The following is a 5150-nucleotide window of genomic DNA, read 5'->3' on the forward strand; positions in this document are numbered from 1 at the left end:
AGCCGGATCAACCGGATCGGATTGGACTCCGTGTTCTGGTCCCGCTCCTACTTCGCCGGGTCCTGCGGCGGTGCACCGCTGACCGTGATCAAGCAGTACATCGAAGGCCAGAAGCGGCCTGTCTGACCGTCACCCCGGAGCCGCAGAGAACTCCGCCGATTCGCGGCTCCGGGTCAAGGATGCATTCCCTCCCCGGCTGAAGCCGGGGATACCCTGCAAGATCAGGGATGGAAGCCGGCGGGATGCCGCCGCCGGGCGCCCGTATCGGGGCAACGTCGACACCGACCTCGCGGCCCCCCGCGATTGATCGTGGATGCTGTGGTGCCTTGAAGGTCCAGGGCTAGGCTCGTGGCTGATCACAGTTACCGACGAGGGGGTTCCAGGACATGAGCGGGAGAGTGACGGCGGTCAGTAGCAGCGGGGAGTACTCGTTCACCAAGCCGAACCGGGACAGCGTCAGGTTGCTTGCCGGGCTCGGTGTGGAGGGGGACGTGCACGCCGGTGTGACGGTCAAGCACCGCTCGCGCGTCGCGCAGGATCCCACCCAGCCGAATCTGCGCCAGGTCCACCTCATCCATGAAGAGCTCTTCGCCGAGGTCGGCGAAGAAGGGTTCGAGGTGGCGCCCGGCGACCTCGGCGAGAACATCACCACGCGTGGCATCGATCTGCTCGGTCTGCCGGTCGGCACATTGCTGCGCATCGGCGACTCCGCGGTCCTGGAAGTCACCGGGCTCCGCAATCCCTGCGCGCAGATCGACAACTTCCAGGACGGGCTGCTGAAGCAGGTCGTCGGCCGCGACGACGCGGGGAACATCGTGCGCAAGGCCGGAATCATGAGCATCGTGAGGGAGGGCGGCGTGGTGCGCCCTGGCGACACGATCGAAACGGAACTTCCCAGCGGTCCGCACCGGCCCCTGGACCGGGTCTGACCAGCCTCCCGGGCAGGCCGTGACAGCACGACGGCCGCGCAGGTCCTGGAGCCGCGAAGATCAAGCAGGCCCGCGCGGCCATGGCCCATCCCGCCTTCTGCGGCGTCGCACGCCAACATCGTCCAGCTACGGGTGGGCGCCGGTTCGACGGCGCCAACTCGGCCCCGCCGACACCGCGGTCATGTCCCGCGTGGACCAGGCCCTGCGCGCCGCCCAGGACCTCCGAGCGCCTGCCCGGCCACCGGCACCTCCACCCCCGTCACCGTGCTGACCGCACTGATCGCCCGCCGCGCGGGAGTCGCGCTCACCCCCCGGCCGGCGCTGCCGTCACCCTCCTCGGAACCCGGCGTCCACACGCTGACCGGGCCGATCCAACGGCGGGGGTTGGACGAGGAGCATGGCGGCGATTTCAGAGGCGGGCACGGAGCGGTCAGGCGTCATGGGGGGCCGGGCGTCACAGGGTCAGTTCCTCTCCGACGGCTGGGGCGAGGACCTCGTAGGGTTCGCCGGCGGTGGCGTCGAGGAAGCGGGCGAGCTCGTCGGGCTGGGTGGCGTAGAAGTCGGAGTGGAAGCCGTCGTAGTGCATCGGGATCGCGGTCCTCGCCTGGAGGAGGCGGGCGGCGACGGCGGCGTGTCGGGCGTCGAGCGAGGCCGGGTAGGGGCTCGGCGGCTGGCAGTGCGGGAAGCAGACGATCGGTCCGTTGATGGGGGTGAGGACCGCGTCGAAGGGGCCGTAGCGGTGGGCGGCGCGCCACCAGTAGCCGTGGTACATGGTGTCGCCGAGGTGGATCACGCGGGTGCCGTCGGCTTCGACGGCCCAGGAGACCTGGGGATCGCCGAGGGTGTCGACGGCGGGGACGGCGGCGATGGTGAAGGGCCCGATGGTGGTGGTCTCCCACAGGCCCATGGGCCGCCGGGGCAGGTCGTGGGCGGTGAGTTCGGCCTCGGCCTTGAGCGTCCAGAGGTTCTCGTGGTCGTCACCGCCGAAGGACTCGGGGTGCAGGACCGTTCCGCCGGGCCGCAGGGCGCGGGCGAGGGCGCCGGCGTCGGTGTGGTCGCGGTGGAGATGGGTGCACAGTCCGGCGAGCACATGGCCCTCCGTGCGGGGCGGTACGACCTTCGGCATCGGCACTCCGGACAGTGCCGTCCCGTCCAGGACGCCTTCGGGCCGGCCGAGCAGGTCGATGACCAGACTCTCTCCCTGCGATTCGAGTTCCACTCCGGCCCAGCCAAGCCAACGGACACGCATGCGGCGCCCCCCCATCAGTCGTTTACCGTACGATCGTTCTCTAAATTAGCAGACGATCGATCGGTAAGATTGGGGGCATGAGAAAAACAGCGGCAGAGGCCCGGCGTACCCGGGAGCGCATCGTCGAGGTCGCGGTGCAGCAGGCGTCGGGCCTCGGACTGTCCGGACTGACCATCGGCGCGCTGGCCGAGACGCTCGACATGAGCAAGGCCGGAGTCGTCGGCCCCTTCGGTTCACGCGCCGAGCTCCAGCTGGCCGCCCTGGACCGCGCGGTGGAGATGTTCACGGAGGCGGTGGTGGCACCCGGCCGCGCCACCGGCCCGGGCCTGCCGTGCCTGTACGCCGTGATCGACGCCTGGTGCGCCTACCTGGCCGACAGCCCGTTTCCCAACGGCTGCTTCGTCACGGCGGCGTCCTGCGAACTCGACGCACGATACGGCGACTTGCGCACCCGCCTGCACGATACGGTGACCCGCTGGCGCGGCTTCCTCGCCGAGCAGATCACCACCGCACAGGCCGCCGGCGACCTGGACCCGCACCTCGACCCTGACGACCTCGTGTCGCTCCTCGGCGGCCTCGCCATGGCCGCCAACCAGGAGATCCAGCTCCTCGGCGACGAGCGCGCCGCGCCTCGCGCCCGCCGCCTCATGCGCGCCGCCCTCGCCTCGCAGCGCCCGCTGCCGGCCTGATCCCAAAGCCACAACTAGCTCTGCGGACCGACTGGCTGTTGGGCCGGAAGGAGAACGGGCTCCGGAGACCTGCGGCGTGGCGGAGCCGGTTGGCCTCGCCGGCCCACCCTTCCTCGACGGCAAGGCCGGGACGATGGGGGACCGCGAAGCGGCGTCTGCGCCGAGGCCGGCCCTCAGGGGCTGATGGGCCGTGAGGCGCCGGGGGCGCCGATGGTCCGCGTCAAGGGCTGCGCATCGGGCCGTCTTCTGATCTTGACCGAACCGGACAGGATTCAGTATGACTTCATTATGAAGGACGTAACTAATGGCGGAGGGCTCGCCCGGGACCCGGACGGAATGATCTATGACCCTCAGGTCCGTGCCTCGCTCGCTGTGTTCGCGGATGGTGGCGACACCATCCGCCTGGAGGCGGCAGCCGCCGCGCGTGCCGCGCACAAGGCCGTCGAGCGGCTTCGCGCCCACGGCTCGGAAGGCCGCGGCCTGAGTGCGGGAGCTGTCGACGTGCTGCTCCGGCTGCGCACCCTGGGCGAGACCGGTATGCATCTCGGCGAACTCGCCCGCTCCGCGGGCATGACCCCTCGCAACGCCACTGGGCTCGTCGACACGCTCGAAGGCGAAGGACTCGTTCGACGCGATCCCGCGCCCGGCGATCGCCGAGCCGTCGTCGCCCGCATCACTCCCGCCGGCTCGGCGTGGCTGGACGGCTTCCGGGAACCGACCGAGCGCGCCATGGCAGCCCTGTTCCACGGATTCACCGACACCGAACTCCACCAGCTCCGCCACCTGTGCCTGCGCCTGGTTCACAACCAGCAGCGCATCGCCGCCCATCTCACTGACAGCGAAGGAACCACTCCCGCATGACGACCACGACGCGCGCCACCGTCAGCGCCTACCACCAGGCCCGGCTGAGCGGTGACATCCCCGCCGCCGCTCGCACGCTCGCCGACACCTTCCACTTCCAGAGCCCCTTGATGGCCTCCGGCAGTCACCATGACCACCTCAGCGGCCTGGAAGCGTTCCTGGGAATCGTGACCGGCGTCGACCTGGTCAGCGAACTGTACGGCGAGAGCGAAGCCACGCTGGTCTACGACGTCCATACGTCGCTCCCGACCATCGGAACCCAGCGCACCGCCGAACACTTCCACCTCTCCGACGGCCGGATCGACAGCATCCGCCTGATCTTCGACGCCACTCCCTGGCACGCCGTCATGCAGGCCATCGGCCCGTCCTGACGCCGAGCACCGCGGACCTCGTCCGGCGGCGCCGGACGGCCGAGCGACCGCCGCCCCGGAGTTCACGCCCCCCGTCCCGGCCCGCGGGCGCTCACGTGACCGGTGTACCGATGCGAAGCCGGTTGCCATCCAGGTCGCGCAACTCGATCTCCCGCGCCCACGGAGCGTCCGCCACCCGCGCACCGAACGCGGAAGCAATGACGTCGACATCACGCACCCGGAGATAGACCAACGACCCCGGACGGGCGTCGCCCTGATGCTCCGACAAGAACAACCGCACCCCGCCCCGGGCGATCTCGACGAACGTGGGGTCCCGGCTTGAAGCGGTGCTCCCACTGCTTGGCGAAGCCCAGCCGCTCGTACCACCCGACCGCCAGCTCAGTGCTCTTGACATGAAGGATGGGAATGACTTCTTCGTCCATACGAGCCATGATCACAGACTCCCCGGCAGGCCGCCGGACGTCACCTCATGGCGCCGCGTCCTCTTCCCTCCGAAGGCACTGCGGGGGCGCATGACCGGCGAGGCGGCACTGCTTCTCGGCGGACTCGTCGTCATGCTGGGCGCGTGCGTGCAATGGCTGACGGGGATGGGCTTCGCGCTCGTCGCCGTGCCCGCACTCGTGCTGCTGCTCGGTCCGCACCAGGGCGTCGCCCTGGCCAACTGCGCGGCCGGTGCCATCAGCGCGGTCGGGCTCGTCAGCGGCTGGCGGCGCGTGCGGCTGACGGCGATGGTACCGCTGGTGATCGCGTCCGTATGCGCCGTCCCGGCCGGAAGTTGGGCGGCCGGCCAACTGTCCCAGCCGGTCCTGCTCGTCGGGATGGGGCTCTTGGTGACCCTGGCCGTACTCCTGGTGATGCAGGGCCTGCGAGTGCCCGGCCTGGTCGGCGCCCGGGGCGCGGTGGCCGCCGGTGCGGCCGGCGGCTTCATGAACGCCTCGGCCGGCCTGGGCGGCCCGCCGCTCTCCCTGTACGCGATGAACGCCGGCTGGAGCGCTCACGAGTTCGTGCCGAACGCGCAGTTCTACCTTTGATCTTGGCCAGTGCTCCGCCC

The 5150-nt window shown here is 70.3% G+C and carries 6 protein-coding genes and 2 pseudogenes; 6 read left to right on the plus strand and 2 right to left on the minus strand.

From position 1 onward, the window contains the following. Together JK361_RS40275 and JK361_RS40280 are read left to right on the plus strand one after the other, a co-directional pair. On the plus strand, positions 1–126 hold a 126-nt coding region (locus tag JK361_RS40275; protein WP_201828154.1), incomplete at its 5' end, for a transposase. A gap of 260 nt (positions 127–386) precedes the next feature. Next, positions 387–929: an MOSC domain-containing protein gene (locus JK361_RS40280; protein ID WP_201828156.1), complete on the plus strand. Its 543-nt coding sequence runs from the start codon at positions 387–389 to the stop codon at positions 927–929. A gap of 454 nt (positions 930–1383) precedes the next feature. Here the strand turns inward: JK361_RS40280 and JK361_RS40285 are convergent, their stop codons facing one another. Beyond that, positions 1384–2178 (minus strand): MBL fold metallo-hydrolase, encoded by a 795-nt coding sequence (locus JK361_RS40285; protein ID WP_236054661.1) that lies wholly within the window; start codon positions 2176–2178, stop codon positions 1384–1386. 77 nt (positions 2179–2255) lie between these two features. On the opposite strand from JK361_RS40285, the gene JK361_RS40290 reads away from it, so the two are divergent. The 3 genes from JK361_RS40290 (at position 2256) to JK361_RS40300 (ending at position 4099) form a co-directional block, all read left to right on the plus strand. Next, entirely contained in the window at positions 2256–2867 is a 612-nt protein-coding gene (locus tag JK361_RS40290) for a TetR/AcrR family transcriptional regulator (protein ID WP_201828160.1), read from the plus strand. Between the two features lie 210 nt (positions 2868–3077). Further along, a complete protein-coding gene (locus tag JK361_RS40295) occupies positions 3078–3728 on the plus strand; it encodes a MarR family winged helix-turn-helix transcriptional regulator (RefSeq protein WP_236054662.1) in 651 nt (216 codons plus the stop codon). Continuing rightward, on the plus strand, positions 3725–4099 hold the full coding sequence (locus tag JK361_RS40300) for a nuclear transport factor 2-like protein (RefSeq protein WP_201828162.1): 375 nt from the start codon (positions 3725–3727) through the stop codon (positions 4097–4099). Before JK361_RS40295 ends, JK361_RS40300 begins: the two co-directional genes overlap by 4 nt. A 91-nt stretch (positions 4100–4190) precedes the next feature. Here the strand turns inward: JK361_RS40300 and JK361_RS40305 are convergent. Then, positions 4191–4521, minus strand: a pseudogene (locus JK361_RS40305) (glyoxalase superfamily protein). A 90-nt stretch (positions 4522–4611) separates the two neighbouring features. Here JK361_RS40305 and JK361_RS40310 point away from each other — a divergent pair. Beyond that, positions 4612–5124 (plus strand): annotated as a pseudogene (locus JK361_RS40310) (TSUP family transporter); the annotation flags it as partial. Positions 5125–5150 lie beyond the last annotated feature (26 nt).

The sequence above is a fragment of the Streptomyces musisoli genome (assembly GCF_016741855.1).
Lineage (GTDB): Bacteria > Actinomycetota > Actinomycetes > Streptomycetales > Streptomycetaceae > Streptomyces > Streptomyces musisoli.